The sequence below is a fragment of the Thermosinus carboxydivorans Nor1 genome, assembly GCF_000169155.1.
Lineage (GTDB): Bacteria > Bacillota > Negativicutes > Sporomusales > Thermosinaceae > Thermosinus > Thermosinus carboxydivorans.
Genome location: NZ_AAWL01000002.1, coordinates 173,692 through 189,428, shown reverse-complemented (window position 1 = coordinate 189,428; position 15,737 = coordinate 173,692). Strand labels below are relative to the sequence as shown.

The window sequence follows — 15,737 nt, the reverse complement described above, 5'->3', positions numbered from 1 at the left end:
TATATGTTTAGGCTAAAAAAAATTAGTGGAGTTATTATTATCCTAATCCTGGTTGTTTTGTTCGTTGGCGGTCAAGCATGGGCCCAGGAACCCGGTGGGGAGTTTCTTAAATACAAAGATCCTGAGCCGCCGTCCACGTCCGTTCTTTCGACTTTGGCCTATATATTCTCACTAATTGTTGTTTTTTTAGTGGTAATTGTTTTGGCGTATTTGGCTTCGCGAGTTTTGGGGCAAAAAATCGGCGGTTTTACGGCAGCAGGGAATCAAAAAATTCTTACTACATTATTGCTTGGGCCAGGCAAGGCGGTCTATGTAGTAGACATTGCCGGAAAAGTCCTGGTGCTGGGAGTAACCGATCATTCCGTTAACTTGCTTCAAGAAATTACTTCCGCCGAAGAAATTGATAAACTTCGCTCGCTTGGCAGCGCTGCTGGCTCGGATGGATTTAAGCTAGTGCTGCAGCGGCAAATGGCAACACTACAACAGATGTCGGATAAATTTCCCTTGGTTTTTGGTAATGACCGGCTAAGCTCGCCCAACGAAAAAGCAAGCGAGAACAGGAAGAGGTAATCAAGTGGTAAAAAAAGGAACAACCATGCTTTTCGCGGTGATGGCGGCGTGGCTGTCGGTAATTGCGACGGCACAGGCAGCACCACTTGTTCCGGTACCCAATTTGAATATTGGCGTAACTTCCGCCGAAAATCCCAAGGATGTTGCCCTTAGTCTGCAGGTTCTGTTTACTCTGACAGTTCTGTCGTTGGCACCATCCATTTTAATTATGATGACATCTTTCACCAGGATTATCATTGTGCTGTCTTTTTTGCGGAGCGCTCTCGCCACTCAACAGACACCGCCCAATCAGGTTTTAATTGGTTTGGCATTATTTTTGACTTTTTATACAATGTCTCCTTACTGGGATCAAATCAACCAGAACGCCCTTCAACCATATCTGGCGGGGACAATTTCCCAAGATACGGCTATGAGCGAAGCAATGAAGCCGTTGCGCCAATTTATGTTAAAACAGACACGGGAAAACGATTTGGCGTTATTCGTTAATCTTTCCGAAGGGCCGCGGCCTAATTCGCCGGAAGACATTACAACTTCTACCCTCATTCCTGCGTTTATTATCAGCGAATTGAAAACAGCTTTTCAAATTGGATTTTTAATTTATATCCCGTTTATCGTTATTGACATGGTAGTTGCCAGCACACTGATGTCCATGGGGATGATGATGGTGCCGCCTGTTATGATTTCACTGCCGTTTAAACTTTTGCTGTTTATACTGGTAGACGGGTGGCATTTAATTATTCGCTCCTTAATTACGAGCTTCAATTAGGAGGAAGGGGCTAATGTCTGGTGACTTGGCTATCCAGATCGGGCGTGACGCCTTAATGATGGTAATGCTGGTATCGGCTCCCATGCTGGGATTAGGCCTTTTGGTTGGTATTATTATTAGTATATTTCAGGCTACAACTCAAATTCAGGAACAGACACTCAGTTTTGTTCCCAAGATAATTGCTGTATTTGTAGCCATTCTTCTATTTGGTCCTTGGATGTTAAGCTTAATGGTTGATTATACGCGACAAATTTTTATAAGCTTGCCGAACTTAATTCGGTAGCAAGGTGGGCTGTAGTTGGACGTTATTACAATAATGCAATCACAACTAGGTTTTTTTTTATTAATTTTTACCAGGGTGACCGGTATTTTGACAACTGCCCCCATTTTGGGCAGTCGTAATATTCCCGTTTATACTAAAGCCGGTTTTGCCCTTATTCTTAGTTATATTTTGACCCCAATTGTTGTGCAGCGCAGCCATATTATTGTCCCTGACCAATTTGGGGCTTATGTCTTTCTGGTTATAGGTGAATTACTTATTGGGCTTATTCTCGGTTATATCAGTTCAATGATCTTTTATGCGGTCCAAATGGCAGGCCAATTACTGGATATGCAAATCGGTTTTGGCATAGTAAATATCATTGATCCGCAATCAGGCCAACAGTTGCCGCTGATTGGCAACTTTAAATATATTTTTTCCCTTCTGGTCTTTTTTGCCACAAATGGGCATCATATCCTGCTTTCTGCGTTATTTACCAGCTTTAAAACAGTTCCCGTCGGTGCGGCGGTTTTTCGCCCACAATTGGCTGATTTGGTCATTGATATCACTTTTAGTGTTTTAATTATTGCGTTAAAAATTAGCTTACCTATACTGGTAGCTATATTTTTAACCGATATAGCTATGGGTATTTTAGCCCGGATTATGCCACAAATGAATATTTTTATCGTAGGCATACCTGGCAAAATTATTGTTGGTATTTTTATGCTTGCTTTGACTTTGCCTTTTTATATTACGTTACTGGAGGTAGGGTTTAGTGCAATGTATAAGGACATTTACCGCCTCCTACTCACTTTTTCCTAACGGCACGGATTTTATATTCAATTTACAGCGGTTTAACCAAGAAAAAACTGAAGAAGCAACGCCGAAGCGCCGGGAGGAAGCCCGTAAAAAGGGGCAAGTGGCTAAAAGCGTTGAGCTTGGTTCAGCCCTGTGCCTATTGGCTGCTTTTTTCACCATTAAGCTGACTGGTACCTATATTTACGAACAGTTAGCCAGTTACATGCAATTTCTTTTTTCGCGCTTTACGAAAGAGGATATGACTATCGCGTCGTCTTATCGTTTTTTCCTCGATTTGGCGCTTATCTTTCTTAAAATAGTTTTACCAATAATGCTAGTAATTCTCGCCGTATCTTTATTAGTTAATTTTATGCAAGTCGGTTTTACATTTTCAGTCGAGCCGCTAAAACCACAGCTTAGCCGGATAAACCCATTGGCAGGAATGCAGCGGCTTTTTTCCAAGCGATCGCTAGTTGAACTTGTTAAATCTTTATTCAAAGTGGCCATTATTAGTTATTTTATTTATCAGTTTATTATTGAAGAGACGCTGAATATCGCGCTCTTATCGCGACTTGCTCTACGCGATTCTCTTGCGGTAATTGCTGCATTAACGTTTGACTTGGCTTTTCGAATAGGCGTCGTTATTCTTGTTTTGGCCATTTTAGATTACTATTATCAGTGGTGGGAACATAATCAAAATCTGAAAATGACTAAGCAGGAAGTGAAGGAAGAATTTAAGCAAACAGAAGGTAATCCTCAGATTAAGAGCAAGATCAAAGAACGACAGCGTGCCTTGGCTATGCGGCGAATGATGCAGGAGGTTCCTAAGGCCGATGTAGTGGTAACCAACCCAACCCACTTTGCCATTGCTTTGCTTTATGAAAAAACTATGACTGCACCGATGGTAATAGCCAAGGGGCAAGATTTTATGGCCGAGAGAATTAAACTTGTCGCTAAGGAAAATGGCGTAGCCATCGTAGAAAATAAGGCGTTAGCGCGCGCGTTGTATGATACTGTTGAAATCGGTGAAACTGTGCCACCCGAACTATATAAAGCAGTTGCTGAAGTGCTTGCCTATGTTTATCGTCTGAAAAAACGCCTGTCCTAAGTTAGGAGGAGCGGAAGAGGTTGATTACACAGAACCCCTTGACTAATTTCCTTAAATATAGTGATATACTGGTAGCTGTTGGCATTGTAACAATTGTCGTAATGATGATTATTCCTTTACCTGCCTTTTTATTAGATATACTGTTGGCCTTTAACATCACTTTCGCCTTGATCATTGTCATGGTAGCTGTTTATAATGTCGAGGCTTTGCAGTTTTCCGTCTTTCCATCATTATTATTGATTACAACCTTATTCCGTTTGGCCCTCAATGTTTCTTCAACCAGATTGATTTTGCTTGACGGTTATGCTGGTGAAGTAATAACGGCGTTTGGCAATTTTGTAGTAGGCGGCAATCCAGTCGTTGGTTTCATTGTTTTCGTCATTTTAATTATCATTCAATTTATTGTTATTACTAAAGGGGCGGAACGAGTAGCAGAAGTAGCTGCCCGTTTTACCTTGGATGCTATGCCGGGCAAGCAAATGAGTATTGACGCCGACCTTAATGCCGGACTTATCACTGATGCCGAAGCTAGGCAACGCCGAAAGAATATTCAGCGGGAAGCCGATTTTTATGGTGCGATGGATGGCGCTAGCAAATTCGTAAAGGGCGATGCTATTGCCGCTATTATCATTATTATCATTAATATTGTGGGCGGTTTTGTAATTGGTATGGTGCAACGCAATTTAAACGCTGTACAGGCGCTGGAAACGTATACGTTGCTTACAGTAGGCGAAGGCTTAGTCAACCAAATCCCAGCACTGTTAATTTCTACCGCGACAGGTATTGTTGTTACCCGGGCTGCCTCGGAAGCAAATCTTGGCCAGGACATTGCCAGCCAGATTTTGACCAATCCGCGGGTTTTTTTCCTGGCGAGTTGTGTCTTGGCTTTATTAGGGATTGTTCCTGGATTGCCTGGTGTGCCTTTCTTTCTGCTCAGTGTTTTTGCTGCAGGAATTGCTTATGCTTTACATAAAACGGAAAAAACGGCAGCACAGCTTGAAGTGTCACGGCAAGAACAAAAGGAGATGGAGGAAGTCCGTAAGCCGGAGAACATTGTTTCTTTGCTTCAGGTTGATCCCATGGAATTAGAGATTGGCTATAGCCTGATTCCGATAGTTGACGTCAGTCAGGGTGGTGACCTGCTTGATCGTGTCGTGATGATACGCCGCCAATGCGCTCTGGAGTTAGGACTTATTGTGCCGACGATTCGCATTCGCGACAATATTCAGTTAAAACCCAATGCCTATGTCATAAAATTGAGAGGGATTGAAATAGCCAAGGGCGAATTGTTACTTGATCACTATTTGGCTATGAATCCTGGTACGGTATATGAAGAGGTGCCTGGGCTCGAAACAGTGGAACCGGCTTTCGGGCTCCCAGCCTTATGGATTCAGGAAGCGGTGCGGGAACGGGCTGAACTTGCCGGCTATACCGTTGTTGATCCCATATCGGTTTTGGCCACGCATCTTACCGAAGTAATTAAAACTCATGCTGCCGAAATTCTTGGTCGCCAGGAAGTACAGACCCTAATTGATGCTGTAAAACAAACTAATCCGGTACTAGTAGAAGAGATTGTACCTAATTTACTGTCCTTGGGCGAAATTCAGAAAGTGCTGGCTAATTTATTGCGAGAGCGTCTGTCCATCCGTGATATGGTTACCATTTTGGAAACCCTGGCCAATTACGCGCCGCTAACCAAGGATACAGAAATTCTTACCGAGTATGTGCGACACGCTTTGGCAAGGCAAATAACCCGTCAGTACACTCACAACAATACATTGACTTGCCTTACCGTTGATCCGCAACTTGAAAACATGATTACGGGTGCGGTGCAGCGGACAGAGCAGGGTACTTATGTAGCCCTTGAACCGCATATTGTACAGGCGGTAATTAACAGCTTGACTAATGAACTGCCTAAACTTACCGGACTTGGTTTCCTTCCCATTGTTCTGACTAGTCCTTCTGCCAGACTTTATTTTCGAAAACTGACGGAACGTGTGGCGCCCAATCTTATCGTGTTATCATATGCTGAATTAGAGCCAAAGATTGAGGTGCAAGCACTTGGGGTGGTGAAGGTATAATTGAGAGTTAAACTTTACACAGCTAGCACGATAAATGACGCCATGGCACAGGTTAAAAGCGAGCTGGGACGCGACGCCGTTATTTTGCACACGCGTAAATTTCGTAAGGGCGGTTTCTTTGGCTTTTTTGGCAAAGAGATGGTTGAAGTAATGGCCGCAGTAGATACGCCGCCTGTAGGGGCCACCGCTCTAACCAAAGCCGTTCCTGTGCGGCCTTCAGGCGAGGATGAGGCTAAGACCGTTTCACTGCAACTTGAGTTGGCAAATATGCGCAGGTTGTTGGAACAGCTTGTTAGTAAGATGCCGCAGCAGGAGCAACGGCTTTCCCCTTTGTACCAGCTCCTTGTAAAAAACGATGTCGAACCAGATATAGCCCGCAATCTTGTTCAAGGGCTGCCTGACGATAATTCTATTATTGGTGCTTCGCAACCAATTGTGCGTCAGCTTTTATTTGACCGCCTATGCAATTATTTTCAAAAGATTGAGGGCATTACCATCCCGCAAAACGGAACAAAAGTAGTAGCTCTTATTGGTCCGACCGGAGTAGGCAAGACGACGACAATAGCCAAACTGGCTGCTAATTTTGCACTACGTGACGGTTATAAAGTTGCCTTGATTACCGCCGATACCTACCGGATTGCTGCTGTGGAACAGTTAAAGACTTATGCCGATATCATCGGTATTCCCATAGAGATTGTTTATACTCCCGACGAGATGAAAGCCGCTTTATACCGTCACCGGGACAAACATTTGGTATTGATTGATACAGCCGGACGCAGTCCCAACAACCAGTATCAGTTGGCGGAACTTCAGGCTCTCCTTTCCGTAGATCCCTATATTGATACGCATCTAGTTCTGAGTACCACCACGAAATATAAGGATGCGCTGGAACTAGTGAAGAAGTTTAGTGTATGTTCGCCGCAAAAATTTCTTTTTACTAAAATTGACGAGGCTAGTAATCTGGGTACGGTTCTCAATTTGCTTTATCAGTTTCCAACAAAACTGTCTTATGTGACTAATGGCCAAAACGTACCAGATGATATCGAGCTCGCTAACCCTAGTAAATTAGTAAATTTGATTTTGAGGGATTAGTATGTACGACCAAGCCGAAAAGTTGCGACAAATGGTGCAAAGCGCCCATAGTTCAACAAAAAGGTCGATTTTAAAGCAGCTTGACCGGCCAGCGCGGGTTATTACTGTTACCAGTGGTAAAGGCGGGGTTGGGAAGACTAATTTTACGGTAAACTTAGCGCTGGCGTTTGCAGATCTTGGGCAAAAGGTCGTCATAATCGATGCTGATCTTGGCATGGCCAACGTTGATGTTGTATTGGGTAGCTCATCCCCTTACAATATATTGCATTTGCTCAACGAGGGACTTAATATCCATGACATTGTTGCTGAAGGACCACGGGGCATTAAATTTTTGTCCGGCGGCTCAGGGCTTTATCAGCTTGCTAATTTAAGCGGCGATCAACTTAGCCGTATTGTCAGTCAAATTACTTTATTTGACAGTTGGGCGGACATGATCTTAATTGATACGGGCGCCGGCTTAAGTCGTAACGTTCTCAATTTTGTTATGGCCGCGGACGAAGTAATTATTATCACTACGCCCGAGCCGACAGCGATTACCGACGCCTATGCCATGATGAAAGCTTATGCTAGCCACCAAGGGACGGCGCCGCTTAAATTGGTTATAAATCGCGTCGCCAATAGGCAAGAAGGAGACATGGTTATTGATAAACTTGCTAAGGTGACGCAACGTTTTCTCGGAGTTTCTATTACCAGTCTAGGCTTGGTCTATGAAGACCGCAATATGATTAACGCGGTCAAATTGCAAAAACCGCTTATGCTTTCTTATCCTGACAGCATATCGGCCCGGTGTATTGAACATATTGCTCAGCGGCTCCTTTATGGGGAAAATATTCCTCGGCCGCGGGGCATCAAAGCTTTCTTCAATAAGTTTTTAGAGTTGATGTGGTAACAGTATCCGGTAAGGGAGGTAATCTTTATACAGCACAGTATTTTGAAGATTAACCAACGTTTGGAAATTATGCTCACTAATGGCGACCAAGCCGAGCACTATTCCAGCCGGATTGAGGAAATGACGGATGAACATTTGCTCATTGCCATGCCCATGAGCAAGGGCTACCCGGTCTTTTTGCCCCTTGACGAAAATATTAACATTAGAATTGTTGATAACGGCACAGCTTACCAATTTACTTGCACCCTGGTTAGTAAACGATTGCATCCTTTGCCGGTGTGGGTTGTGACCCGACCCCGCGAAATAATAAAAGTTCAACAGCGCTCTTTTGTGCGGGTACGCACGTCGTTACCGGTGGAAATCAGTATATTCGACGATGAAACCGCGCAGTTCTCAAATCCGTTCCAAGCGCGCAGCCGTGATCTTAGCGGCGGCGGAATCCAGCTCGTAAGTAAAGAAGCTTTAGATTTAGCAATGAAGGTACAGCTTGCTTTTGAACTTCCGGAAGCCGGCCCAATTGTTGTTAACGGGGAAGTTGTGCGTATTGAAAAGCCACATCACGACCGCGACATTTTTTGGATTGGCATAAAATTCTTGGATTTAGCGGAACGGGAACGCAGCAAAATAATCCGCTACATATTTAAAAAACAGCTCGAAGAGCGCCGTAAAGGACTATAACGCTTGAACTGGTGGGATATTTCGTGATCAAAGTTTTAATTGTAGACGATTCAGCCTTTATGCGTAAATTATTATCCGATCTTTTTGCTGGCGAAAGAGACTTTACGGTTATAGATACGGCCCGTAATGGTAAAGACGCTGTCGATAAGGTAAAAAAACTACGGCCTGATGTTATTACACTTGACGTCGAAATGCCAGTAATGGACGGACTTAAGGCTTTAGAAGCCATTATGCGCGAGACGCCTACCCCTGTTGTCATGGTCAGCAGCCTGACGCGGGCAGGGGCAGAAGCTACCCTGCGTGCACTGGAACTCGGGGCCGTTGATTTCATTGCTAAAACAGCCGGACCGATTGCCAGTATCGACGCGATTAAACAGGAACTATTAGCAAAGTGCCGGGCGGCGGCCCGGGCTAATTTTAACCAATTATTGCTCAAGCAGGTGCACCCTGCGGCTGCTACTCCCATCCAACCTCTCGCAGTAACGCTACCGCCTGCGGCGGGGAAAGAAAAAGTGGTTGCCATTGGCGCTTCAACGGGCGGACCGCGCGCTTTACAAGAAATTGTTACGAAACTACCGGCTAATTTTCCCTGTGGCGTCGTTATCGTTCAGCATATGCCTCCCGGATTTACCCGGTCGCTTGCGGAACGGCTTAACTCTATGTCGTCGATCAGAGTGAAAGAGGCGGAACATAACGACGTTATTCAGCCAGGGACGGCGTTTATTGCTCCAGGCGATTATCACATGACGCTGGAACGTGAAGGCGGCCGGACACTTGTTAAATTAAACCAGACTCCGCCTCTTTCCGGCCATCGTCCTTCGGTCGACCCTTTGTTCGAAACAGTAGCCCGGATATACAAGGCTCAAGCCGTCGGTGTTCTCCTAACCGGGATGGGACACGACGGGGCAAAAGGGATGCAAGCTATTAAAAACAGCAATGGATACACAATTGCCGAAGACCAATCTACGGCTGTGGTCTTCGGCATGCCAAAATCGGCGATCGAGCTTGGCGTAGTCGATAAGGTACTGCCGCTCCACGCCATTGCCGCAGAAGTTATCAAAGCGGTGACCAAATAAAACGGAGGTGCGGACTGTGGACATTAGCCAGTATCTGGGCATATTCTTAGAAGAAACGCGCGAACATTTGCAAACTCTGAACCGGTGTCTTCTTGAACTTGAGCATGACCCTGGTAATTTAGCCGTTCTTGATGAAATATTTCGCAGCGCCCATACCATCAAGGGCATGTCTGCGACCATGGGTTTTACAGCTATTGCCGAGTTAACCCATGAAATGGAAAATATTCTGGATTTGCTGCGCAAATCTGTACTAAAGGCAAATAGTGAGATTATTGATGCCTTGTTCAAGTGTGTGGACACTCTAGAACAGTCAGTAGAGCAAGTGGCGGCGAACGGTGAAACTAGTCTGGATATTAAGCCGTTGGTTACAACACTTACCGCACTCGCCAAGGGAGAAATGTTTACCGACAGTAAAGCGCCATCTTCGGTCGCCGCAAGACCCGTGTCGGCAATTGATTTAAATGATACAGAGGTCAAAATAATTCAAGCTGCAAATAGCCAAGGGCTGCGCGCTTATGAGGTGCAAGTCCGGCTGCGAGAAGGATGCCTGCTGAAGTCAGCCCGCGCCTATATGGTTATGAGCACCCTTGATACATTGGGCGATGTAATAAAAAGTATTCCTCCGGCCGAGGAACTGGAAAAAGAAAATTTCGATTTGAGCTTCCAGACGGTAGTAATTACTGATGCCGAACCTGATAAAATAAAACAAGCTTTGCTTTCCATTGCCGAAATCGAGAGTGTCAATGTTATCCTTTGCGAAGCGACGCCTAGACTAGAGAAGGCCGCGGCGGTTGCTGGACAGAGTGATGCCGAGTCTCGGCGGATAGGCGGCAAACACGATGAAGAAACGGAAAAAACTGTAAATCCTGGGCTTAATACTACTGCCGATAAGAAAGTCAAAGGTGGGCAGTCCGTTCGGGTTGATATTGAAAAGCTTGATACCCTTTTAAATTTAGTAGGCGAACTTGTTATAAACAAAACCCGCTTGGAACAAATCGGCATTACCCATCGTCTACCAGATCTGGTTGAAACAATTGAGCAGATGGATCGTGTTACTACCGACCTCCAAGCGGTTGTCATGAAGGTAAGAATGGTACCCGTCGGACAGGTCTTTAATCGGTTTCCGCGCATGATCCGCGATTTATCGCGGGAACTAAATAAAGAAGTAAACTTAATTATTCAAGGCGAAGAAACTGAATTGGATCGCACCGTGATTGATGAGATTGGCGATCCGCTCGTTCACCTCCTGCGCAACGCAATCGACCATGGCATAGAAAGCCCCGAGGAACGGGAGGCGAAAGGCAAGAATCCAGTTGGGGAGATTCGCCTTATCGCCCGTCACGAAGGCAACAACGTCATTATTGTAGTTGAAGACGATGGCAGGGGAATCAACCCCGAGACAGTTAAGCAGAAAGCGGTGCAAAAGGGGCTAATCACTCAAGCCGAAGCAGATAAAATGGATGTTGCCGAAGCCATTCGCTTAATTTTTCTACCTGGTTTTTCAACGGCGGACAACATTACCGACGTATCCGGACGGGGCGTTGGCATGGATGCCGTGAAGACAAAGATTGAGTCGCTTGGCGGAATGGTAGATGTAGAAACTAAGGTCAATGAAGGAAGTAAGTTTAAAATCCGCTTGCCATTGACGTTAGCCATTATTCAGGCGCTATTAGTTAAGGTCGGGGAAGAGATTTACGCGATTCCGCTAAGTTCTATCGACAGTACCATCAAGGTGGGGCTACCGGACATCAAAACAATCCAAAACCACGAAGTTATTCTGCTACGTGGCCAGATTATACCCATAGTGCGGCTTGCTAAAGTGCTGAATGTGCCGGAAACCGGGCAGAAAAATCAGGAAGAACTGTTCGTGGTCATTATCCACATGGGAGAACAGCGCGCAGGTGTTGTCGTCGATACCTTAATCGGTCAGCAGGAGATTGTCATTAAGTCGCTAGGTAAGCTACTGGCAGGTATTAAAGTTATCGCCGGCGCAACTATTCTTGGCAACGGACAGGTAGCCCTCATCCTGGACGTGGGCTCATTAATGTAGCAGAGGAGAGAGAAGAATGCGCGAGAATGGTTTCGACAATGATGTTCAATTGGTAGTTTTTAGACTCGGACAAGAAGAATACGGCGTTAGTATCCTCCAGGTCCAGGAGATCAAACGAATGACCGATATTACCCGTGTTCCGCACACCCCTGATTATATTACCGGCGTCATTAATTTGCGGGGCAGCGTATTGCCGGTCATTGACCTAAAGAAACGGCTAGGTCTTCAACCTCAGCCGTTTACGGACGATACTCGTATCATTATTGTCAAAGTTGAAGAGCTTTCAGCCGGGATGATTGTAGACGCCGTTTCCGAAGTTTTAACAATCGGCAGGGATAACATCGAGCCTCCTCAGACTGCTATTGGCGCGGTTGACGCGAGTTATTTAAGCGGAGTAGGTAAGCTCGATAACCGGCTGTTAATACTATTAAATCTGGATGCTATTATCGGGCTGGGACAAGAACCGGCACGGCAAGGCCGAGAATAGGGGTGGAAGTTTTGTCGGAAGAGATTTTAAAATTATCAGCGCTGCAGCTAGATGCTTTACGCGAAATTGGCAACGTCGGGGCTGGTAACGCTGCTACCGCGTTATCACAGATAATTAATCGCAAAATTGATATGACTGTTCCACAGGTGGCTATATTACCTTTAGGTGAAGTCCCTGAGGTTGTTGGCGGGCCTGATGCTATGGTTGCCGGCGTATATCTCCGCGTTTTTGGTCCGGCCCCGGGCAGCATACTTTTTCTTCTACCGCGTGATAGCGCCTTTAGTCTTGTCGATATGGTCATGGGGCGTAGTCCCGGGACAACAACGGCTCTCACGTCCATGGACGAATCGGCCCTTATGGAAATTGGCAATATTCTTGCCGGCGCCTATTTAAACGCTCTGTCCTATTTTACTCGTCTTACGCTACTGCCGTCCATTCCGGCCTTGGCGATGGATATGGCCGGTGCTATTCTTAGCGTTATTTTAATTCAGCTCGGCCAGATGGGCGATCATGCCTTGGTGATCGAAACAGAGTTTGCCACAGAAGCCGATGAAGTTAAGGGCCACTTTTTCCTCATCCCTGATCCTGGTTCGCTTGCTACGATTTTGGCAGCAATAGGGGTGAAGGAATGATGGGCGAACTCATTAAGGTCGGCATGGCGGACTACAAAGTCGGAAAAAGCCCAGCCAGCCTAATTAGTTACGGCTTGGGATCTTGCGTTGGGGTCGCTCTCTATGACCCAGTTATAAAAGTAGGTGGTCTAGCTCATATTATGCTGCCTGATAGCAAACAGGCTCGTTCGGCGGAAAACCCGGCCAAATTTGCCGATACGGCATTGCCGCTTATGCTGGAGGAAATGCTGAAGCTTGGTGTAGCAAAAACCCGCGTTGTGGCTAAGATTGCCGGCGGTGCTCAGATGTTCACTTTTACCAATACCACTGACATTATGCGGGTAGGCGAGCGAAACAGCGAGGCGGTCAGGGCAGTTCTCAGGAAGCTGGATATTCCCATTGTCGCAGAGGATACGGGCGGTAATTACGGACGAACAGTGGAACTGAAGCTTGATACGGGTGTATTCCGGGTTAGAACAATTGATAAAGGCGAGAAGGAACTCTAGAACGGGGGAGACAGGGTGCTGAAAGTGCGGCTAAGTTTAATAATGGCTGGCATTGCTGGCGCACTGACATTGCTGTTCAGCTTTTTAAATGATGCTCGCCCCTTGACCCTTTTTTATCGATCTGCCATATCGGCTTTTATATTTGGTCTTATTGGTTTTGTCCTAGGGCAAGCCAGCGAGAAGATCCTAAACCGTTTCAAGCAAGAGACTAAGACCAAAGGCCAAAATGTCGATATTATTAGTGAGGAACCATCTGTTGTGCCATTCAGTCCTTTGACCCCCGACATGGTCGAACGGATTGTTCGCCCTGATTAATGTTTCATGTATATGGGGGTTTTAGGCGAAATGACGGACAATGCTCTTACCCAAGCGAATGAAGTTGCCTGGCTTTGGGCGGAGTATCAGGCTAGCAAAAAGCCGGAGCTCCGGGAAAAACTAATCGAAAAATATCTGCCATTGGTAAAAATGGTAGCTGGTAGAGTAGCCATTGGTCTCCCGCAGCATATAGACAAAGAGGACCTTATCAGTTACGGCTTCTTTGGCCTGTTGGACGCTATTGAAAGGTTTGATCCAAGCCGTAATATTAAATTTGAGACCTATGCCGTAGCGCGTATCCGCGGCTCAATTTTCGATGCAATACGGGTGCAGGACTGGTTACCCGCCAGTTTACGCCAGAAAGGACGGCTTTTGGAGAGGACGGTTGCCGAACTAGAAAATAGCTTGGGTCGATCGGCCACCGACGCGGAAATCGCTCAGGCAATGAATTTTACGGTCGAGCAGCTTCACCAGCTTATTAATCAACTTAACGCAAGTACACTTATTCCCCTTGAAGAATTTGTACAGAACGAAACAGTGAATCAGGCAAGTCCTAATCTAGCCCAGGAGATTGAACAGGAAGAAGTAAAAAAAACTCTAGCGAAAGCAATTGACAGGCTCCCGGAGAAAGAGCGTCTGGTCATTTCTCTTTATTACTACGAAGGACTGACGTTAAAAGAGATAAGTCTAATCTTAAAGCTATCGGAAGCGCGTATTTCCCAGCTCCACACCAAAGCCATTTTCCGGTTGCGTGGCGCTCTATCCCGCCTTAAAGCCAGTCTATTATAACGCGGGAGGGATCCGCATGAACATCGAGGAAAGGCTACTTGAACGGGCCATTGAAAACACCGAGGTATTAGACGGTTATTATCAAATTACCTCAAGTGATAGTGGCGTTTTTCTCACTGTCTTTCCGCCGCACGGTAATGGTCGTCCCGTCAGCGAGTCCGTAATTCTCGAAGATTTGCGGCGACGGGACATCAAGGAATTTGACCTTCCTATCATCCTGCGTACTGTGCGTGAGGCTTCCGGGCTGCCGGTGCGGATTGTCCCGCCATCGCCGCTTTTGGCCGAACCGGAGATTCAGGTCCTGGTAGGGCGGGATCGGATGGAAGCAACGTTGCAGATTATTGCTCCTAAAGGGAGTCGTCCTGTCACTATAGACGAAGTTTTGGAAAAAATTAAGCAGGTCGGTGTAACTTATGGCCTCGATCATTCCGCCATTCAAAAAGCTTGCGCTCGTCCTGGTCTAAAGGTGGTATGTGCTCGCGGGCTTCGACCAACGGACGGACAAAACGCATACATCCGGTATCATGTTGATCTGGAAAACAAAGGGAAACCGGCTGAACTCGAAGATGGACGGGTCGATTTTAAAAGTTTAAATATGTTTACCATTGTGCGCAAGGGCGATTTATTAGCCGAAAAAGTGCCGCCAACTCCTGGTACTCCGGGTATCGATGTTTTAGGCCAGCCAGTACCGCCAAAACCTGGCAAAGATATTTCGCCGCCAATAGGCAAGAACGTACAAATGATAGATAACGGTAAAATCGTCGCTACAATGTCCGGGCACCTAATCATTGCCAACAATAAGCTTAATGTGGTTCCGGTTATAGAGATAAATGGCGATGTGGATTTGTCCACAGGCAATATTGATTTTGTCGGTAATATAATTGTGCGTGGTTCGGTGCAGGCCGGATTTACGGTTAAAGCCGAAGGTGATGTGGAAATTGCCGGGACGGTCAGTGGCGGGAATGTAGAAGGGAAAAATATTTGTATACGAATGGGTATTCAGGGCATGAACCGTGGCTATATTAAGGCAACCGAAAATGTCGTGGCAAAATTTATCGAAAACGCCACAGTTTATGCCGGCTCAGACGTGTTGGTTAGCGACGTTATTCTCCATAGTCGGATCAGCGCCGGTAAACGAGTAGTTGTGGAGGGGCGAAGAGGACTGATTGCAGGTGGGCGAGTGTTCGCTGGCGAAGAAATTAGAGCGAAAGTTACCGGTACCCATTTGGCGTCTAATACCGACTTAGGAGTGGGGATTAACCCGTTACTGCGGGAAGAATATCAAAAACTACGCATGGAAATTAAAAAATTGGAGTTTACTCTCGAACAAACCCAAAAAGCTTTAGGGCTTCTCCGCGCTATGGATCAGACTACCATGCCGAAAGATAAGCACGAAATGCTGCTGCGGCTGACGAAAGCTCAATTTCATCTTGTCGGGCAAGTAGAAACGATGCGAAATCGCATAAACGAGATCGAATTTGCTTTTGAGGAAATGCGGCATGGCAAGATACGAGTGCGTGATACCGTCTATCCTGGAGTCAAAATCATCATAGGGTCATTAGTAAAACCCATTCGGGAAACACTAAGTTTCGTCACGTTTTATGCTGAGGATGGCGAAATAAAGGTCGGCCCTTACAAGTAGGGTTAATAAAGGTGGTGGGA

General features: G+C 45.9%; 17 protein-coding genes. All 17 read left to right on the top strand.

The genetic code is table 11. From position 1 onward, the window contains the following. Window positions 1–3: 3 nt before the first annotated feature. The 17 genes from fliO to TCARDRAFT_RS02405 are packed head-to-tail and all read left to right on the top strand — an operon-like array spanning window position 4 to window position 15,717. Window positions 4–570 (top strand): flagellar biosynthetic protein FliO, encoded by a 567-nt coding sequence (gene fliO / locus TCARDRAFT_RS02485; RefSeq protein ID WP_007288424.1) that lies wholly within the window; start codon window positions 4–6, stop codon window positions 568–570. Window positions 571–595: 25 nt separating this feature from the next. After that, window positions 596–1,336, top strand: coding sequence for a flagellar type III secretion system pore protein FliP (gene fliP / locus TCARDRAFT_RS02480; protein ID WP_040682982.1), 741 nt, complete (start codon window positions 596–598; stop codon window positions 1,334–1,336). A 13-nt stretch (window positions 1,337–1,349) separates the two neighbouring features. Continuing rightward, complete coding sequence (gene fliQ, locus TCARDRAFT_RS02475; RefSeq protein ID WP_007288422.1) at window positions 1,350–1,619, top strand: flagellar biosynthesis protein FliQ; 270 nt, start codon at window positions 1,350–1,352, stop codon at window positions 1,617–1,619. Window positions 1,620–1,634: 15 nt separating this feature from the next. Further along, the gene (fliR, locus tag TCARDRAFT_RS02470; protein WP_007288421.1) at window positions 1,635–2,417 is read left to right on the top strand and encodes a flagellar biosynthetic protein FliR; all 783 of its coding nucleotides are present in this window, start codon (window positions 1,635–1,637) and stop codon (window positions 2,415–2,417) included. Further along, window positions 2,371–3,501, top strand: coding sequence for a flagellar biosynthesis protein FlhB (flhB, locus tag TCARDRAFT_RS02465; protein WP_007288420.1), 1,131 nt, complete (start codon window positions 2,371–2,373; stop codon window positions 3,499–3,501). Before fliR ends, flhB begins: the two co-directional genes overlap by 47 nt. Window positions 3,502–3,521: 20 nt before the next feature. Further along, window positions 3,522–5,582: a flagellar biosynthesis protein FlhA gene (gene flhA / locus TCARDRAFT_RS02460; RefSeq protein ID WP_007288419.1), complete on the top strand. Its 2,061-nt coding sequence runs from the start codon at window positions 3,522–3,524 to the stop codon at window positions 5,580–5,582. After that, a complete protein-coding gene (flhF, locus tag TCARDRAFT_RS02455; protein ID WP_007288418.1) occupies window positions 5,583–6,674 on the top strand; it encodes a flagellar biosynthesis protein FlhF in 1,092 nt (363 codons plus the stop codon). It abuts the gene before it with no gap. Between the two features lies 1 nt (window position 6,675). Beyond that, window positions 6,676–7,563, top strand: a complete 888-nt coding sequence (locus TCARDRAFT_RS02450; RefSeq protein WP_007288417.1) for a MinD/ParA family protein — start codon at window positions 6,676–6,678, stop codon at window positions 7,561–7,563. Window positions 7,564–7,605: 42 nt separating this feature from the next. After that, on the top strand, window positions 7,606–8,241 hold the full coding sequence (locus TCARDRAFT_RS02445) for a flagellar brake protein (protein WP_007288416.1): 636 nt from the start codon (window positions 7,606–7,608) through the stop codon (window positions 8,239–8,241). Between the two features lie 23 nt (window positions 8,242–8,264). Beyond that, complete coding sequence (locus tag TCARDRAFT_RS02440) at window positions 8,265–9,317, top strand: protein-glutamate methylesterase/protein-glutamine glutaminase (RefSeq protein ID WP_007288415.1); 1,053 nt, start codon at window positions 8,265–8,267, stop codon at window positions 9,315–9,317. 16 nt (window positions 9,318–9,333) lie between these two features. Then, window positions 9,334–11,367 (top strand): chemotaxis protein CheA, encoded by a 2,034-nt coding sequence (locus TCARDRAFT_RS02435; RefSeq protein WP_007288414.1) that lies wholly within the window; start codon window positions 9,334–9,336, stop codon window positions 11,365–11,367. Between the two features lie 16 nt (window positions 11,368–11,383). Beyond that, window positions 11,384–11,854 (top strand): chemotaxis protein CheW, encoded by a 471-nt coding sequence (locus tag TCARDRAFT_RS02430; RefSeq protein WP_007288413.1) that lies wholly within the window; start codon window positions 11,384–11,386, stop codon window positions 11,852–11,854. A gap of 11 nt (window positions 11,855–11,865) precedes the next feature. After that, window positions 11,866–12,486: a chemotaxis protein CheC gene (locus TCARDRAFT_RS02425; RefSeq protein WP_007288412.1), complete on the top strand. Its 621-nt coding sequence runs from the start codon at window positions 11,866–11,868 to the stop codon at window positions 12,484–12,486. Beyond that, window positions 12,486–12,971: a chemotaxis protein CheD gene (locus tag TCARDRAFT_RS02420; RefSeq protein ID WP_040682981.1), complete on the top strand. Its 486-nt coding sequence runs from the start codon at window positions 12,486–12,488 to the stop codon at window positions 12,969–12,971. The genes TCARDRAFT_RS02425 and TCARDRAFT_RS02420 overlap by 1 nt, the downstream gene beginning before the upstream one ends. 15 nt (window positions 12,972–12,986) lie before the next feature. Further along, window positions 12,987–13,286, top strand: coding sequence for a hypothetical protein (locus TCARDRAFT_RS02415; protein ID WP_007288518.1), 300 nt, complete (start codon window positions 12,987–12,989; stop codon window positions 13,284–13,286). Window positions 13,287–13,316: 30 nt separating this feature from the next. Beyond that, a complete protein-coding gene (locus TCARDRAFT_RS02410; RefSeq protein WP_007288410.1) occupies window positions 13,317–14,075 on the top strand; it encodes a FliA/WhiG family RNA polymerase sigma factor in 759 nt (252 codons plus the stop codon). A gap of 16 nt (window positions 14,076–14,091) precedes the next feature. Next, entirely contained in the window at window positions 14,092–15,717 is a 1,626-nt protein-coding gene (locus TCARDRAFT_RS02405) for a DUF342 domain-containing protein (RefSeq protein WP_007288409.1), read from the top strand. Window positions 15,718–15,737: the final 20 nt, after the last annotated feature.

What these genes read in the sequence shown, in the direction of transcription:
- fliO (WP_007288424.1), top strand. Translation starts at nt 4, where the DNA reads ATGTTTAGGCTAAAAAAAATTAGTGGAGTTATTATTATCCTAATCCTG.
- fliP (WP_040682982.1), top strand. Translation starts at nt 596, where the DNA reads ATGCTTTTCGCGGTGATGGCGGCGTGGCTGTCGGTAATTGCGACGGCA.
- fliQ (WP_007288422.1), top strand. Translation starts at nt 1,350, where the DNA reads ATGTCTGGTGACTTGGCTATCCAGATCGGGCGTGACGCCTTAATGATG.
- TCARDRAFT_RS02450 (WP_007288417.1), top strand. Translation starts at nt 6,676, where the DNA reads ATGTACGACCAAGCCGAAAAGTTGCGACAAATGGTGCAAAGCGCCCAT.
- TCARDRAFT_RS02430 (WP_007288413.1), top strand. Translation starts at nt 11,384, where the DNA reads ATGCGCGAGAATGGTTTCGACAATGATGTTCAATTGGTAGTTTTTAGA.
- TCARDRAFT_RS02420 (WP_040682981.1), top strand. Translation starts at nt 12,486, where the DNA reads ATGGGCGAACTCATTAAGGTCGGCATGGCGGACTACAAAGTCGGAAAA.
- TCARDRAFT_RS02410 (WP_007288410.1), top strand. Translation starts at nt 13,317, where the DNA reads ATGACGGACAATGCTCTTACCCAAGCGAATGAAGTTGCCTGGCTTTGG.
- TCARDRAFT_RS02405 (WP_007288409.1), top strand. Translation starts at nt 14,092, where the DNA reads ATGAACATCGAGGAAAGGCTACTTGAACGGGCCATTGAAAACACCGAG.